We start from the raw sequence: 14,910 nt of genomic DNA, 5'->3' as shown, positions 1-14,910 counted from the left end.
GCCCCTGCAAGGCCTTTGGTAAAAAACTTTCAGCCGGCCTCGGCGCCGCCCTTCAGCCGCGGACGACTGGCCCGATCCAGCAGCGACAGGATCGAGCGATAAGGGATGCCACTATGCTGGCTCAACCCGATCTCACAGGTCCGGGAGTTGGAGTAGCCCGCCCCACAGCCCTCGACCTGTTCCGCCAAACCGCTCAATGCCGAGGCATTGAGCTCCGGCACCGTGAAGCCCTTGTCGCCGGCGAAGCCGCAACAACTGATCCCTTCCGGCACCACGACCTCCGTGGCACAGGCCCGGGCCAGGGCGGCGAACTTGTCGGCGAGGCCCATGCGGGTGCTGGAGCAGGTCACATGCAGGGCGACGCGCTCGCCCACCGGGACGATATCCAGCCGCGGCAGCAGGTAGTCATGCGCGAAGGCCACCGGCTCCAGTAGCGCGAGCCGCTCATCCAGGCTCTCCTGCATCCGCAGGGTACAGGGGCTGGTGTCGCAGAGCACCGGGTAGCGCCCGTTCTGGCTGGCGGCCAACAGTTCCCGGTTGAGCTCCCGGGCCTTATGGGCCGCCTCATCGAACTGCCCCTTGGACTGGAAGGCCATCCCGCAGCACAGGTGGCCGGCAATCGCCGGGAGAATCACCTCGAAGCCGGCCTTCTCCAGCAGCGCCCGGGTGATCTCCATCACCGAACGCGACTCCTCGTCACCATGGGTGGCGCCGAACACTCGGGTGGCGCAGGAGGGCAGATAGACCACCTTGTCACGCTCCGCCTTCTTGTCGGCGGTGACCTCGAGCACGCGGATCGGCGCCGCCTTGGGCAGGCTGGGCAGCCACAGCGGCAGGCGATCGCCGGAGGCACGCCGCGCGGCGCGAGAAAAGGCCGCCATGGCGGCCTCGCCCAGGATGGCGCGTCCGCCGCCGGCCAGGTTGAGCAGCCCACGAGCCACCCGGGTGGTACCCGAGAAGTGGTGCCCGATGCGCCGCGCCAGCCGTGCCTGGCCCTGGCCCTCCTCATGACGCAAGGCGCGCACCAGGTCCCCGGTATTGATCCCTACCGGGCACTGGGTGGCACAGAGCCCATCGGCGGCACAGGTGTCGACGCCGTCATACTGATAGGCCCGGCGCAGCGTTTCCAGACGCGCCTCGTCGCGCTCCCCGCCCTGGGCCTCGAGACGCGCCAGCTCGCGACGGATCACGATGCGCTGGCGAGGCGTCAGGGTCAGGTGCCGCGACGGACAAACCGATTCGCAGAAGCCGCACTCGATGCACTTGTCGACCAGGGCATCCGCCGCCGGCAGCGGCTTGAGGTTCTGCAGGTGCAGCTCGGCGTTGCGGCTCAGGATCACCTCGGGGTTGAGTAGGTTATCGGGGTCGAAGAGCGCCTTGATCTCCCACATCAGCGCATAGGCGTCGCTGCCCCACTCCAGCTCCACATAGGGCGCCATATTGCGCCCCGTGCCGTGCTCCGCCTTGAGGGAGCCGCCGTACTCCACGCCCACCAGTCGGGCCACCTCATCCATCAGCGCCTGGTAGCGCTCTACCTCACCGGGCTTCTCGAAGCCCTGGGGAAAGACGAAGTGCAGATTCCCCTCCAGGGCGTGGCCGAAGAGGATGGTGTCGCCATAGCCGTGGCGCCTGAAGGCATCGGTCAGCGCCGCCACCCCCTCGTCGAGGCGCTCGATGGGGAAGGCCACGTCCTCGATCACCACGGTGGTACCGGTGTCGCGCACCGCCCCCACCGCCGGGAAGAGGCCCTTGCGGATCTTCCAGTAGCCGGCGTAGGTGTCGGCGTCGCGGGTAAAGGTCAGCGGCTCCAGGGTACGAATGCCCTCCAGGGCGGCCTGCACCTCGGCCCGCCGCGCCAGGAGCTCCGCTTCGGTGTCGCCGCGCACATCGATCAGCAGGGCCGCCGCCCCCCCGGGGAGGCCACGCAGCGACTCCGGCATGCCGGGACGGTCCTGCACCGAGCGCAGGGCGGCGTGGTCCATCAGCTCCACCGCCGCCACCGGGGTGCGCTTCAGGGCGATGGTGGCGCGGCAGGTGGTGGCCATATCGGGAAAGAAGGCCAGCGCCGCCGCCTTATGCGCCTCGTCCACCACGCTGCGGTAAGTGATGGCAGCGATAAAACCGAGGGTCCCCTCAGAGCCGATCATCAGGTGCTTGAGGATCTCGATGCCGTCGGCATGGTCCACCAGGCTATTGAGGGCATAGCCGGTGGTGTTCTTGAGCCGATACTTGTGACGGATCTTATCGGCCAGCTCGCCATTGGCGCGGGTCTCGGCGGCCAGCCCCTCGAGGCCCGCCAGCAGCTCGCCATGGCTCTCGCGGAAGGCCGCCACGCTGGCGGCGTCGGCGGTGTCCAGTAGGCTGCCGTCGGCCAGGATCACGCGAATATCGCGCACCGTGCGGTAGCTGTTCTGGGCGGTGCCGCAGCACATCCCCGAGGCGTTGTTGGCGGCGATGCCGCCGATCATGCAGCTGTTGATGGAGGCCGGGTCGGGGCCAATCTTGCGCCCATAGGGCGCCAGCAGCCGATTGGCCCGGGCGCCGATCACCCCCGGCTCGAGGCGAATCGCCGCGCCCCGCTCCAGCACCTCGGCACCCTGCCAGCCGCGCCCCAACTGGATCAGCACCGAGTCGGTAATGGCCTGACCGGAGAGCGAGGTGCCGGCGGCGCGGAAGGTGACCGGCAGCCGCCGGGCGCGACACTCGCCGAGCACCCGCTGCAGCTCTGGCTCGCCCTCCACCCGCACCACCAACTGGGGAATCAGCCGATAGAAGCTGGCATCGGTGCCATAGGCCAGGGTGCGCAGGGGGTCATGGATCAGCCGCGCCTCGGGGAAGTGGGGGCGCAGGGCCTCCAGTAGCTCCCGATAGGCCGGCGCCAGGGTCTCCACGGCTGTCGTCTGCATCGTCTCTCTCCTATCCGCCGATCGGGTTGCCCATCAGGGGATCCAGGCCGCCCGCCAGGCCCACGGCCAACAGCGCCAGGATACCCGAGGCGAGCAGGTAATAGGCGGTGGGAATCACCGTCAGGCGCAGCACGCGCCCCTCGCGTCCCAACAGCCCCACGGTGGCGGAGGCGGCCACCACATTATGGATGGCGATCATATTGCCGGCGGCGGCCCCCACCGCCTGCATGGCCACCAGCAGCACGCCGGAGACACCCAGCAGGTCACCGACGCTGAACTGGAACTGAGAGAGCATCAGGTTGGAGACGGTATTGGAGCCGGCGATAAAGGCTCCCAGGGCGCCTACGCTGGAGGCGAACAGCGGGTAGACCTGACCCACGGCCCCGGAGACCAGCTCCGCCATGGCCACCGGCATGGAGGGCAGGTCGGCGGCGTTGACCCCGGAATTGATCAGGATCCGCACCATGGGAATGGTGAAGATCAGCACGAAGCCGGCGCCCAACAGGGTCCGCGATGACTCGCCCAGGGCGGCACGCAGCTCGTTGACGCGCATGCGATGCAGCAGGAAGGTGGCCAGCACCACTACCACCATGATGCCGCCGGGGAGGTAGAGGGGCTGGATACTGCCGGAGACTCCCGCCTCGCCGAGGATATCGCTCCAGCCGAAGGCCAGGAAACTGGTAAAGAAGGCCTTGGCTTCCGGGAAGACCCGGGACACCACCAGCAGCAGCGCCAGCAGCAGGTAGGGGAGCCAGGCCAGGGCCAGGGGCATCGGCGACTTACCGGTCAGGCTATCCAGCTTGATCTCGATATTGCCCATCCAGGCCGTGGGCCACTCGCCGGCCGGCGCGAAGTCCCACTGGGTCTTGGGCAGCAGGAAGCCGGCCTTGGCGGCGGGCAGCACGATGGCCATGCCCACCAGGGCGCCGATCATCGACGGGAACTCCGGCCCCAGGAAGGCCCCGGCGGCGGCATAGGGCACCACGAAGGCGAGGCCGGCGAAGAGCGCGAAGGGCGCCATGGCCAGCCCCTCCTTCCAGGAGCGGTGTCGCCCGAAGAAGCGGGTCAGCATCATGCACATCAGCAGCGGCATCAGGATGCCCACCAGGGCATGGGTGATCGCCACCCCGGAGGTGATCAGCTGGTAGAAGACCTCCCAGCTGGAGCCCTCGGCGATCAGGCGCTCGCTGATGGCGACGCGATCCAGGCCACCGCTGACCCCCACCACGATGGGCGTGCCCACGGCGCCGAAGGAGACCGGCGTGGACTGGATCATCATGCCGATCATCACCGCCCCCATGGCCGGGAAGCCCAGCGCCACCAGCAGGGGCGCGGCCACCGCCGCCGGGGTACCGAAGCCCGAGGCGCCCTCGATAAAGCAGCCGAACAGCCAGGCGACGATGATCGCCTGGACCCGGCGGTCGGGGCTGATCGACGAGAAGCCGCCACGGATGGCGGTGATCGCCCCGGAATGCTTGAGGGTATTGAGCAGCAGGATGGCGCCGAAGATGATCCACAGGATCGCCGCGGTGAGGATCAGCCCCTGCAGCGCCGAGGCGGTGACCCGCAGCGGGCTCATCTCCCAGGCGAACAGGGCGATGGCCACGGTGGCCAGCAGCACCATCGGCATGGCGCGGCGCGCCGGCCAGTTGAGCCCCACCAGCAGGACCCCGGCCAGGGCCAGGGGGGCGAAAGCGAGTAGCGAGAGTAGCGTGTCGTTCATAAGGTCTCCCTCGGGGCGCGGCGGCGAGCGGGGCGTAGGGGGCCCCGGGAAGCGCCGCCAGCGCCCCCATTGTTGATTGTTATTGCTGTGGTTGGCGTCTTCTCAGTGGCGCAGCAGCACCACCAGTTCCCGGGGTCCGTGAACCCCATAAGCCAGGGTCTGCTCGATATCCGCGGTCTTGCTGGGCCCGGAGATCAGCAGCGCATTGGTGGGCATCCCTGCCGCCCACCCGTGGCGCTCCATCACCTCGAAGAGGGTGTCCTCCACCGCCTCGGCATCCAGCACGGCGATATGGATCGGCGGCACCAGGCTGAGCAGGCGCGGCTCGTCCGGGGTCGGCCACAGCCACAGGCTGCCGGTCTCGGCGACGCCCCCGGCGGTGGAGGTCAGCCCCGCCTCCACCTCGTGGAAGAGCGTCTCCCACCAGGCCTCTACCGGGCGGTCGGCGTCGACCAGGGTGACCCCGGCCTCGGCCAGGGCGGCCCGGGCCTCGGCGGCGACCGGGTGCGCCCGCCCCAGGGCCAGGCGGCGGATGCCCTTGTCGGCCAGCACCCGGGCCAGGACCCGGGTCCAGTCGGCTCGGGGGGTGTGAATCACCTCGCCATGCACCGAGGTGATCCAGGCCTCGAAGCGGCGCAGTCGCTCCTCCCGCCCCCAGCCACGCCCACTCATCACCGAGAAGTCACTGACGGGGGGCGTCAGGGGGCCGTCGAGGCGTCGGCGCAACCGCCCCAAGATGGTCTCTCGAGCGCTCATGATTGCCCCTCCTCGTCGGTGGCCGAGCGGTGACGCTTGATCAAGGCATGCAGGGAGTGCCGGGCGGGCTTGGGGGCGACGCGATGGTCGCTCCAGGGGCCCAGCTTGCTGGGTGTCAGGGGCCCCAGCTTGCCGGCCACGCCGGCGGCGCCACGCCAGGCGCCGGGGTGCGTCGCCAGCCACTGCCAGGCCTTCCAGGCCGCGGCCTCCGTCCGGGTGCGCTTGCTCCCGGCACCGGGCACGTTGCCTCGCCCCTCGCCCACCGCCTCCCGGCGCAGCCGGGTCAGCAGGGCGGGAATCGGGATCTTCACCGGGCACACCTCGCCGCAGGCGCCACACAGGCTGGAGGCGGTGGGCAGGTCCTTGGTGGCCTCCAGGCCCATCAGGTGCGGCATCAGGATGCTGCCGATGGGGCCGGGATAGGTGGTGCCATAGCTATGGCCGCCAACCCGGGTGTAGACCGGACAGTGATTCATGCAGGCGCCGCAGCGGATGCAGCGCAGGGTGTCGAGCAGCTCGTCGTCCTGATAGATGGCGGAGCGACCGTTATCGACCAGCACCAGATGAACCTCCTCGGGTCCGTCCTGCTCGCCCGCCTGCCGCGGCCCGGAGATCATGTTGAGGTAGGTGGTGGCGTGCTGGCCGGTGGCGGAACGGGTCAGCAGCGCATAGAGGGGCGCCACGTCGCGCAGCTGCTCGACCACCTTCTCGATGCCGGTGACGGCGATATGCACCGGCGGCACCGTGGTGGTCATGCGCCCGTTGCCCTCGTTCTCCACCAGGCACAGGGTGCCGGTCTCGGCCACCGCGAAGTTGACCCCGGTGATGCCCACGTCGGCGGCCATGAAACGCTCACGCAGCTGGGCCCGGGCGGCGGCGGTCATGGCGTCCACGTCGCGGGTGCGCGGGATGCCGGTCTTGTCGTGCATGACATCGGCGATCTCGTCGGTATTGAGATGGATCGCCGGCATGATGATATGCGAGGGGGTCTGGTCGTTGAGCTGTACCAGGTACTCGCCCAGGTCCGACTCCAGGGCCTCGATGCCCGCCGTCTCCAGGTGGGCATTGAGGTGCATCTCCTCGGTGACCATCGACTTGCCCTTGATCACCGCCTTGGCGCCCCGCGCCTCGCAGAGCTCGCGGATCAGCCGGCAGGCGGCCTCGCCATCCTCGGCCCAGTGCACGCGGATGCCATTGGCCTGGCAGTTGGCCTCCAGCCGCTCCAGCAAGTCCGGCAGCTGGGCCAGGGCACGCAGCCGCACGCTGGCTCCCAGCTCGCGCAGCGCCTCCAGCTCCCAGTCGGCGAAGGCCTCGCGGCGCTTGCCCATCAGGCCATCCATGGCGCTGCGGAAGTTGGCGCGGATCTGCGGATTGCCCAGGGCATCATGGGCCTGGCGATGAAAGGCCTGGGGCGTGAAGGTTTGCACGCCGGGGGGCTCGACGCTCATTGGCCGACCCTCCGCCACAGGTAGGAGGCGATATGCTCGCCTTCGACCTCAGAGTCCCGATGGGCCAGGCGCCCGGCGATATTCATCAAACAGCCGCAATCGGAGGTGACGAAGCGCTCGGCGCCCGCCGCCTCAATGGCGCGGCTCTTGTCCTCGACCATGGCCGCCGAGACCTCCGGGTGACGCACCGCGAAGGTACCGCCGAAGCCGCAGCACTCGGCGGCACGCGCCTGCTCCACCAGGGTCACCCGGCCCAACTGGGCGAGCAGCGCCGGCCCGGTCTCCGCCAGCCCCATCTCGCGACGGGCACTGCAGGAGGTGTGCATGGCCACCGTCTCCGGGGCACCGCGATCCTCCAGCTCGAGGTGGCAGACATGCACCAGGAACTCGGTCAGCTCGAAGACCCGCCCCGCCAGCTCGTTGGCCTTGGCCTCGAGGGGCGTGCCGGCAAACAGCTTGGGGTAGTGGTGGCGCAGCATGCCACCGCAGGAGCCGGAGGGCACCACGATGGGCCAGGGCTCGGGGAAGAGGTCGAGCTGGGCCGCGGCCACGGCCCGGGCCTCGTCTTGATAGCCGGAGGTATAGGCGGGCTGGCCACAGCAGGTCTGATCCTCGGGGAAATCCACCGCGATGCCCTCCCGCTCGAGCAGGCGCATGGCATCGAGGCCGGCCTCGGGGAAGAACAGATCGACCAGGCAGGTGCCGAAGAGGTAGACCCTCGGCGGCTTGGGGGGATAACACTTGATGGGGGTCATGGCGTCTCCTGGGGCAGGATGCATGGTCACCGCCCTCGACGGGTAAATTGGTAAAACCAATTTACAGCTAGCGTTGAGGCACCTTAAAAGGCCGCCAAATGCCGTGTCAAATGCCGCCGACCAATTTACCACTGATTGATGGCTAGACTTTAGTAGCAGGCTAGACGCCGACCTTAATAAGCCAATGAAAATCGGATAAAAGTCCAGGCGCCTCGCGTTTGCCTCGCAGCGGGATGATGCCTTAGGATTGGTATTACCAATTGCATTATTGCCGCGCAGGACGCCATGACCTACCAGACCGTCAAACAGCCCCGCCTCGCCGACGTGATCACCGAACGGCTGGAGTCGATGATCATCGAGGGCAGCCTCCAGCCCGGCCAGCGCCTGCCCCCGGAGCGGGAGCTCGCGGAGCGCTTCGGCGTCTCGCGCCCCTCCCTACGCGAGGCGATCCAGAAACTGGCCGCCCGCGGCCTGCTGACCAGCCGCCAGGGCGGCGGCACCTTCGTCACCCAGGAGCTCAATACTCGCTACAGCGACCCCTTGCTGGAAATGCTGGCCCGCCACCAGGAGTTTCACTTCGACCTGCTGGAGTTCCGCGATGCCATGGAGGGGCTCTCCGCCTACTATGCGGCGCTGCGCTCCACCCCCGCCGACAAGGCCCTGCTGGTGCAGCGCTTCGAGGAGCTGGAGGCCAGCTTCGCCGGCCGCGACCCGGAGCAGGAGGCCAAGGCGGATGCCGCCTTCCACCTGGCGATCGCCGAGTCGGCCCATAATGTGCTGCTGCTGCACACCATTCGCGGCATCTTCCATCTGCTGGAGAAGAGCATCGTCGACAACCTGGCCTACCTGTTCGAGAAGCCCGACTCGCGGCCGCGGTTGATGGAGCAGCACCGCGCCCTGCTCGAGGCGATCCTCGCCGGCGACGCCGAACAGGCCCGGGAGCGCGCCCATGAGCACCTGGTGTTCGTGGAGGAGGGGTTACTGGAGCTGGAGCGCGCCGAGACCCGGGCCCAGCGCGCCCTGCGCCGCGCCCAGGCCCATGGCACCCCATGAGTCGTCGCGCCCTGCGCCTGACCCTGGCCCTGGTGATTCTGCTGGGCCTGGCCCTGGTGATCTGGCCGGCGACCCGGATCGCCCGGGACCAGGCCCTGGAGCGCCTGCAGGAGGAGGCCGACGACGAGCTACGCCTCTCGGTGGCGGGGCTGCGCGGTCACCTCTCCCGCCACGAGTACCTGCCTCAGTTGCTCGCCTCCCGGGAGCCGGTGCAGCGCTTCCTGGGCGCCCCCGAGGCGCATCGCGCCCAGGCCATCAATGAGCTGCTGGACGGCTTCCGGGCCATCGCCGAGGTGTCGGATGTCTACCTGCTGGACCGCCACGCCGACACCCTGGCGGCCAGCAACTGGCACCGCCCCGACACCTTTATCGGCCAGAACTACACCTTCCGCAGCTACTATCAGGACGCCATCGCCGGCCGCGAGGGGCGCTTCTATGGGTTGGGCGTGCAGTCACGGGAACGGGGGTATTACTTCTCGGCGCCGGTGTGGCTCCCCGGCGACGAGACCGGCCCCGCCGGGGTGATGGTGGTCAAGGTGCTGCTGGATGCCCAGGAGAGCGCTTGGACTGAGCAGCAGGCGGAGCTGCTGGTAGTGGATGGCCAGGGCATCGTCTTTATGGCCAGCGAGCCGGCCCTGCGCCTGGCGGCCCTCCACCCGTTGAGCGCCACCGAGCGCCGGCGACTGCTGGCCACCCGCCGCTATGCCGACGAGCCCCTGCCGCCCTCCGGCCTGCGGCGGCTGGAGCCGCGCGGCGAGCACGGTGACCTGGTGACCTTCGATCGGGGCCCGCTCGGTGGTCAGGCCTTCCTGCGCCAGGTCAGTCCCGTGGCGGAGCTGGGCTGGGAGATGCATATTCTCAAGCCGCTGACGCCGGTACAGGCCGCCCAATGGCAGGCCGCCCTGCTGGCCGGCGGGCTCTACGGCATCCTGGTGCTGGGCGCCGGCGTGGGCTGGCAGCGCCAGCGCCTGCGCCGCCAGCGGGAACACTTCGCCGAGCGCGAGCGTCAGACCCTGGCCCGGGCCCGGGACGAGCTGGAGCGCAACGTGGCGCGCCGCACCCACGACCTGGTGGAGACCAATCGCCGCCTCTCCGACGAGATCGAGGAGCGCAAGCGTGCCGAGGCGACCCTGCGCCAGACCCAGAACGAGCTGATCCAGGCCGCCAAGCTGGCCATGCTGGGTCAGTTGGCCGCCGGCATCAATCACGAACTCAACCAGCCCCTCGCGGCAGTGCGCTCCTATGCCGAGAATGCCCGCGCCTTCCTGGCCCGCCAGCAGGCCGAACGCGCCGATGCTAACCTGGCCGAGATCGTCGAGCTCACCGGGCGCATGGCGGAGATCAGCGCCCAGCTCAAGCAGTTCTCCCGCAAGAGCGGCGAACAGCTGACCAGCGTCTCGATGAGCGACTGCTTCGGCTACGCCCTGCGCCTCTACCGGGCCCGCCTCGACCAGGATGGCGTAACGGTGGAGCGCCGCTGGCCCGAGGCGCCGGTCTGGGTGCGCGCCGACCTGGTGCGCCTGGAGCAGGTGCTGGTCAACCTAATCGGTAATGCCCTCCAGGCCATGGCCCAGACGCCGTCGCCGCGACTGATCCTGGGCATCGATACCCAGGATGACGAGGTGCGTATCGAGGTGGCGGACAACGGCCCCGGCATCCCGGCGGCGAACCTGAGCCGGATCTTCGAGCCCTTCTTCACCACCAAGTCGCTCGGCACCGGCCTGGGGCTGGGGCTGTCGATCTCCTCGCGGATCATCGCCGACCTGGGCGGTCGCCTGCAGGCCGAGACCTTGCCCGAGGGCGGCGCCCGCTTCACCATTCGCCTGCCCCGGGACCGATCCCCGGAGCCGCCCGAGTCCCATGCCCCCCAGGAGTGACCCCCCATGGATAGCGCCGATGTCCCGCCGGTCCTGATCATCGACGACGAGCCCCACCTGCGCATCACCACCGGCCAGACCCTGGAGCTGGCCGGCTACGCGCCCCAGGCCCACGAGAGCGCCGAATCGGCCCTGGCCGCCCTGCCCGAGGACTTTCCCGGGGTGGTGATCAGCGATATCCGCATGCCCGGCATGGATGGCATGGCGCTGCTCGCCGAGATCCGCCAGCGTGACCCGGACCTGCCGGTGATCCTGATCACCGGTCATGGGGATATCTCCACCGCCGTGGAGGCGATGCGCCAGGGGGCCTGGGACTTTCTGGAGAAGCCCTTCGCCGGCGAGCGCCTGGTGGAGATGGTGCGTCGCGGCATCGACAAGCGCCGCCTGAGCCTGGAGAACCGCCGCCTCAAGGCCGAGCTCGAGGCCCAGCAGGGCGCCCCGGGGCCGCGCCTGGTGGGGCGTACCCCGGCCATGCAGCAGCTGGCGGCCATGGTCCAGCGCATCAGCCGGGTCGAGGCGGACGTGCTGCTGTTCGGCGAGACCGGGACCGGCAAGGACCTGGTGGCCCGGGCCCTGCACGCCCGCAGCACCCGGGGTGAGGGCCCCTTCGTGGCCATCAACTGCGGCGCGGTGCCGGAGAGCATCATCGAGTCGGAGCTGTTCGGCCACGAGAAGGGCGCCTTCACCGGCGCCCTGGAACGGCGCATCGGCAAGTTCGAGTACGCCAACGGCGGCACCGTCTTCCTCGACGAGATCGAGTCGATGCCCCTGGCGTTGCAGGTCAAGCTGCTGCGGGTGCTCCAGGAGCGCTGCATCGAGCGCCTCGGCGCCAACGAGCCGGTGGCCCTGGATATCCGCGTGATCGCCGCCACCAAGGTGGACCTCAAGGCCGCCGCCGAGGCCGGCGACTTCCGCGAGGACCTCTACTACCGCCTCAACGTGGTGACCCTGCCGATCCCGCCGCTGCGCGAGCGCCGCGAGGACATCCCGCTGCTCTTCCAGCACTTCGCCCTGGTGGCCGGCAACCGCAGCGACCTGGAGGCACCGCCCCTGGATGCCGCCGGCATTTCGACCCTGCTGGCCCACGACTGGCCCGGCAATGTGCGCGAGCTGCGCAACCTGGCGGAGCGCTATGTGCTGCTGGGCGCCGCCTACGACTACCGCCTCGAGGCCCTGCTGGAGGGCGCCACCCCGGACAACGGCGGCCTGCCCCTGCCCCAGCAGGTCGAGCTGTTCGAGAAGAGCCTGATCAGCCAGGCGCTGATCAGCCAGCGCGGCAGCGTCCCCGGCGCCTGCGAACAACTGGGCCTGCCCCGGAAGACCCTCTACGACAAGCTGAAAAAGTACGGGCTACGCGCGGAGGAATACCGCCACTAAGCAGAGACGGCAGCTACTGCCAGCGCGGTAGCAGATAAGCGCTCTGGCCCAGCAGCTCGATCAGCGAGGGCCAGGGGGGCAGCCAGGGCAGCAGCCCCACCGCCAGCAGCAGCATCAACGCCGAGTTGCCCGGCTCGCGCAGGTCGCAGAGCTTCAGCGCCGAGCCGAAGGAGCGCTTGATGCGCGCCCCCACCAGGTCGACGCTATAGAGCTCATCCAGCAGCAGATGAATCACGCAGCCCAATAACAGTGCCAGCCCTTGGGCCCAGGCCAGGCTCGCCTCCTGGGCCAGCAGCCGGTAGCTCAGGGCCGTGGTCACCAGCCCGCACCAGGCCGCCGCCAGCAGCGAGTGCCAGATGCCGCGATGCACGGTAAAGCGCTTGAAGATGGCGCCGGCCAGGTGGCGCACCCCCACATAGAGCCCGCCACAGGCCATCAGCAGCTCGCCGGGGGTGAGCCGCCCCTGCAGCAGCAGGGCACCGCCCACCACCGCCAGTACGGCAAACAGGTTGAAGATCAGGCGAATCGCCCGGGAGTGATCGGAGTCGATATCCGGCAGGATGCCGCCGAAGGCCACCAGGGCCAGTAATGGCAGGGCCTGGGCCGCCGACCAGAGCCCGGTCTGCCAACCGCCGTAGGCACCCACGGCGCCCACGGCACTGGCCACGCCGAGATGGGTATGAAAATTCGCCATGCCGGCGAGAGACTCCCAATAACTGGATAAATAACCAGATTATCGCCCGGCATGGCCCGAGAAAACAATCAGTTGGCGATTTCCTTCAGCCATGACGACCAAGCTCGCCGTGGGGCGCTGGGGGAAGTCTGGAGCAAAGCGTCTTTTTCAGGGACGAAAAAGTCGAGCGCCCAGGGAGGGGGTCACAGCGTCTTTGCGCAAGACTACCCCCAGGAAAGCCCCACAAAAACCTCCGATTGCAGTGACTCGGCTTACTCTTCCAGGTACTGATCCTTGAGTTTGACGTAATTGCCGGCGCTATAGGCGAAGAAGCGTCGCTCCGCGTCCTTGAGCGGGCGCAACGCCTTGGCCGGGTTGCCGGCATAGACATGGCCGCTCTCCAGGCGCTTGCCCGGGGTCACCACGGCGCCGGCGGCGATGATCACCTCGTCCTCCACCACGGCGCCATCCATGACGATGGCGCCCATGCCCACCAGGATGCGATCGCCCAGGGTGCAGCCGTGGAGTACGGCGCGATGGCCGATGGTCACCTCGTCGCCGATGGTCAGCGGATAGCCGCCGGGGTTGTAGTCGCTGGCGTGGGTGATATGCAGCACGCTGCCGTCCTGGACGCTGGTCCGCGCGCCGATACGGATGCGGTGCATATCGCCGCGGATCACCGCCGTGGGCCAGACCGAGCTATCGTCGCCCAGCACCACATCGCCCACCACCACGCTGGCGGGGTCCACATAGACCCGCTCGCCGAGACGGGGGGTCAGGCCGCGATGACTACGCAGTGCCTCTTGCATCGTGTCGCTCCCGGGGCGTAATCGCCCGCTTTATCAGATCAGGGTGGAGAACAGCACCACCAGGGTCAGCGGAATGGAGACATAGCGTACCACCGTCCGCCATACCCGGTAGCCGGTGGGGCCCGCATCCAGCGCCCGCAGGGCGATATCCCGGGGCATGACCCAGGCGGCGAAGATGGCGATCAACAGCCCCCCCACCGGCAGGAAGAGCTCGGTGGGCACGGTGGTCACCAGTTCGAAGAAGTTCATGCCGGCGATCCAGTGCACCTCCGCCAGGCTGGAGAAGGAGAACACCGACAACAGCCCCACCAGCCATACCGCCACCCCCACCAGGGCGGCGGCCTGACCGCGCTTGAGGCCCACCCCCTGCAGCCCCGCCACCATGGGTTCGGCCAGGTTGATGGAGGAGGTCCAGGTGGCCATCAGCAGCAGCAGGAAGAAGAGGCCCAGCCACAGCTGGCCCCAGGGCAACTCGGCGAAGGCGATGGGCAGGGTGACGAACATCAGCCCCGGGCCCTCGCCGGGGTCGATGCCCTGGGAGAAGACCACCGAGAAGATGGCGATGCCCGCCAGCAGGGCCACGGTGACGTCCAGCGCGGCCACCGCCACGGCGGCCCGGGGCAGGCTCTGGTGATCGGGCATATAGGCGCCGTAGGCCATCAGCGCGCAGGCCCCCACTGCCAGGGTGAAGAAGGCGTGCCCCATGGCATGCATCACCACCAGCGGCGTCACCGCCGAGAGGTCGGGCCGGAAGAGCCAGGCCAGGGCGGTGCCGAAGCCGTCGGTGGTGGCGGCATAGCCCACCAGCACCAGCAGCAGCAGGTAGAGCAGCGGCATCATCAGGTTGTTGAGCTTCTCCAGGCCGTTGGCGACCCCGGCGGCCACCACCGACATGGTCAGCAACAGGAAGAGGGTGTGGTTGAAGGTCATGCGCAGCGGGTCGGCCAGGAAGGCATCGAAGCCGGCCCCGATCTCCGCCGGCGTACTGCCCACGAAGTCGCCGTTGACCGATTCCACCAGGTACTCGATGGACCAGCCGGAGACCACCGAGTAGAAGGAGAGGATCAGGAACACCGTGACCCCGCCGAACCAGCCCAGCCAGCGCCAATGCGGCGTGGCCCCGGCCTGGTTGGCCAGCTGCAGCAGCGACTGCATGGGGCTGCGGCGTCCGGCGCGACCGATCATGATCTCGGCCATCATCACCGGCAGGCCCAGCAGGGCCACGAAGGCCACATAGAGCAGCAGGAAGGCCGCCCCGCCGTTCTCCCCGGTGATATAGGGGAAGCGCCAGATATTGCCCAACCCCACCGCGGCGCCGGTCACGGCGAGAATAAAGGCGCGCTGGGAGCCCCAGCGCTCCAGGGTCTCGTGCATCATTCGAGCTGTCCTTGTGTCACGGGCCGACCTGGGTCGACGATAGGGGCGCAAGCCTAGCAGGCCAGCCCGGGCCGGCCAATCCGCCTAGCGTCGATAGGTGAAGGACTTTTTCTTGGCTAAGGCCCGGGGCTATCCTGGGGGCAGGCACTTCGCAAA

General features: G+C 68.8%; 11 protein-coding genes. 3 read left to right on the top strand and 8 right to left on the bottom strand.

Translation table 11 applies throughout. The features are described 5' to 3' along the window. Positions 1-29: 29 nt before the first annotated feature. The 5 genes from HPA02_RS16735 to HPA02_RS16715 all read right to left on the bottom strand — a co-directional run bounded on the left by HPA02_RS16735 (position 30) and on the right by HPA02_RS16715 (position 7,588). Positions 30-2,906 (bottom strand): FAD-binding and (Fe-S)-binding domain-containing protein, encoded by a 2,877-nt coding sequence (locus tag HPA02_RS16735; protein WP_146804342.1) that lies wholly within the window; start codon positions 2,904-2,906, stop codon positions 30-32. A gap of 10 nt (positions 2,907-2,916) precedes the next feature. Then, positions 2,917-4,629, bottom strand: coding sequence for an L-lactate permease (locus HPA02_RS16730; protein WP_146804341.1), 1,713 nt, complete (start codon positions 4,627-4,629; stop codon positions 2,917-2,919). 102 nt (positions 4,630-4,731) lie between these two features. After that, positions 4,732-5,385: a LutC/YkgG family protein gene (locus tag HPA02_RS16725; protein ID WP_146804340.1), complete on the bottom strand. Its 654-nt coding sequence runs from the start codon at positions 5,383-5,385 to the stop codon at positions 4,732-4,734. Then, on the bottom strand, positions 5,382-6,833 hold the full coding sequence (locus HPA02_RS16720) for a LutB/LldF family L-lactate oxidation iron-sulfur protein (RefSeq protein ID WP_146804339.1): 1,452 nt from the start codon (positions 6,831-6,833) through the stop codon (positions 5,382-5,384). The genes HPA02_RS16725 and HPA02_RS16720 overlap by 4 nt, the downstream gene beginning before the upstream one ends. Beyond that, the gene (locus tag HPA02_RS16715; protein ID WP_146804338.1) at positions 6,830-7,588 is read right to left on the bottom strand and encodes a (Fe-S)-binding protein; all 759 of its coding nucleotides are present in this window, start codon (positions 7,586-7,588) and stop codon (positions 6,830-6,832) included. Before HPA02_RS16715 ends, HPA02_RS16720 begins: the two co-directional genes overlap by 4 nt. Before the next feature lie 285 nt (positions 7,589-7,873). Between HPA02_RS16715 and HPA02_RS16710 the strand changes: the two genes are divergently transcribed. Genes HPA02_RS16710 through HPA02_RS16700 form a run of 3 tightly spaced genes read left to right on the top strand, consistent with a single transcriptional unit; the run spans position 7,874 to position 11,895 of the window. Further along, entirely contained in the window at positions 7,874-8,641 is a 768-nt protein-coding gene (locus tag HPA02_RS16710; RefSeq protein WP_146804337.1) for an FCD domain-containing protein, read from the top strand. Then, the gene (locus HPA02_RS16705) at positions 8,638-10,518 is read left to right on the top strand and encodes a sensor histidine kinase (RefSeq protein WP_146804336.1); all 1,881 of its coding nucleotides are present in this window, start codon (positions 8,638-8,640) and stop codon (positions 10,516-10,518) included. The genes HPA02_RS16710 and HPA02_RS16705 overlap by 4 nt, the downstream gene beginning before the upstream one ends. Positions 10,519-10,524: 6 nt before the next feature. Continuing rightward, positions 10,525-11,895, top strand: coding sequence for a sigma-54-dependent transcriptional regulator (locus HPA02_RS16700; RefSeq protein WP_146804335.1), 1,371 nt, complete (start codon positions 10,525-10,527; stop codon positions 11,893-11,895). 13 nt (positions 11,896-11,908) lie between these two features. Here HPA02_RS16700 and HPA02_RS16695 read toward each other — a convergent pair whose 3' ends face one another. From HPA02_RS16695 to HPA02_RS16685, 3 genes are all read right to left on the bottom strand, one after another. Further along, on the bottom strand, positions 11,909-12,589 hold the full coding sequence (locus tag HPA02_RS16695) for a metal-dependent hydrolase (RefSeq protein WP_146804334.1): 681 nt from the start codon (positions 12,587-12,589) through the stop codon (positions 11,909-11,911). Positions 12,590-12,840: 251 nt separating this feature from the next. Next, positions 12,841-13,377 carry a gamma carbonic anhydrase family protein gene (locus HPA02_RS16690; RefSeq protein ID WP_146804333.1) on the bottom strand — a complete coding sequence of 179 codons (537 nt, stop codon included), beginning with the start codon at positions 13,375-13,377 and terminating at the stop codon, positions 12,841-12,843. Positions 13,378-13,410: 33 nt separating this feature from the next. Beyond that, positions 13,411-14,751, bottom strand: coding sequence for a sodium-dependent transporter (locus tag HPA02_RS16685; RefSeq protein ID WP_146804343.1), 1,341 nt, complete (start codon positions 14,749-14,751; stop codon positions 13,411-13,413). Positions 14,752-14,910: the final 159 nt, after the last annotated feature.

This window comes from Bisbaumannia pacifica (assembly GCF_007989625.1).
Taxonomy (GTDB): domain Bacteria; phylum Pseudomonadota; class Gammaproteobacteria; order Pseudomonadales; family Halomonadaceae; genus Bisbaumannia; species Bisbaumannia pacifica.
The sequence above is the reverse complement of the archived record's forward strand: the minus strand, read 5'-3'. Positions and strand labels throughout refer to the sequence as shown.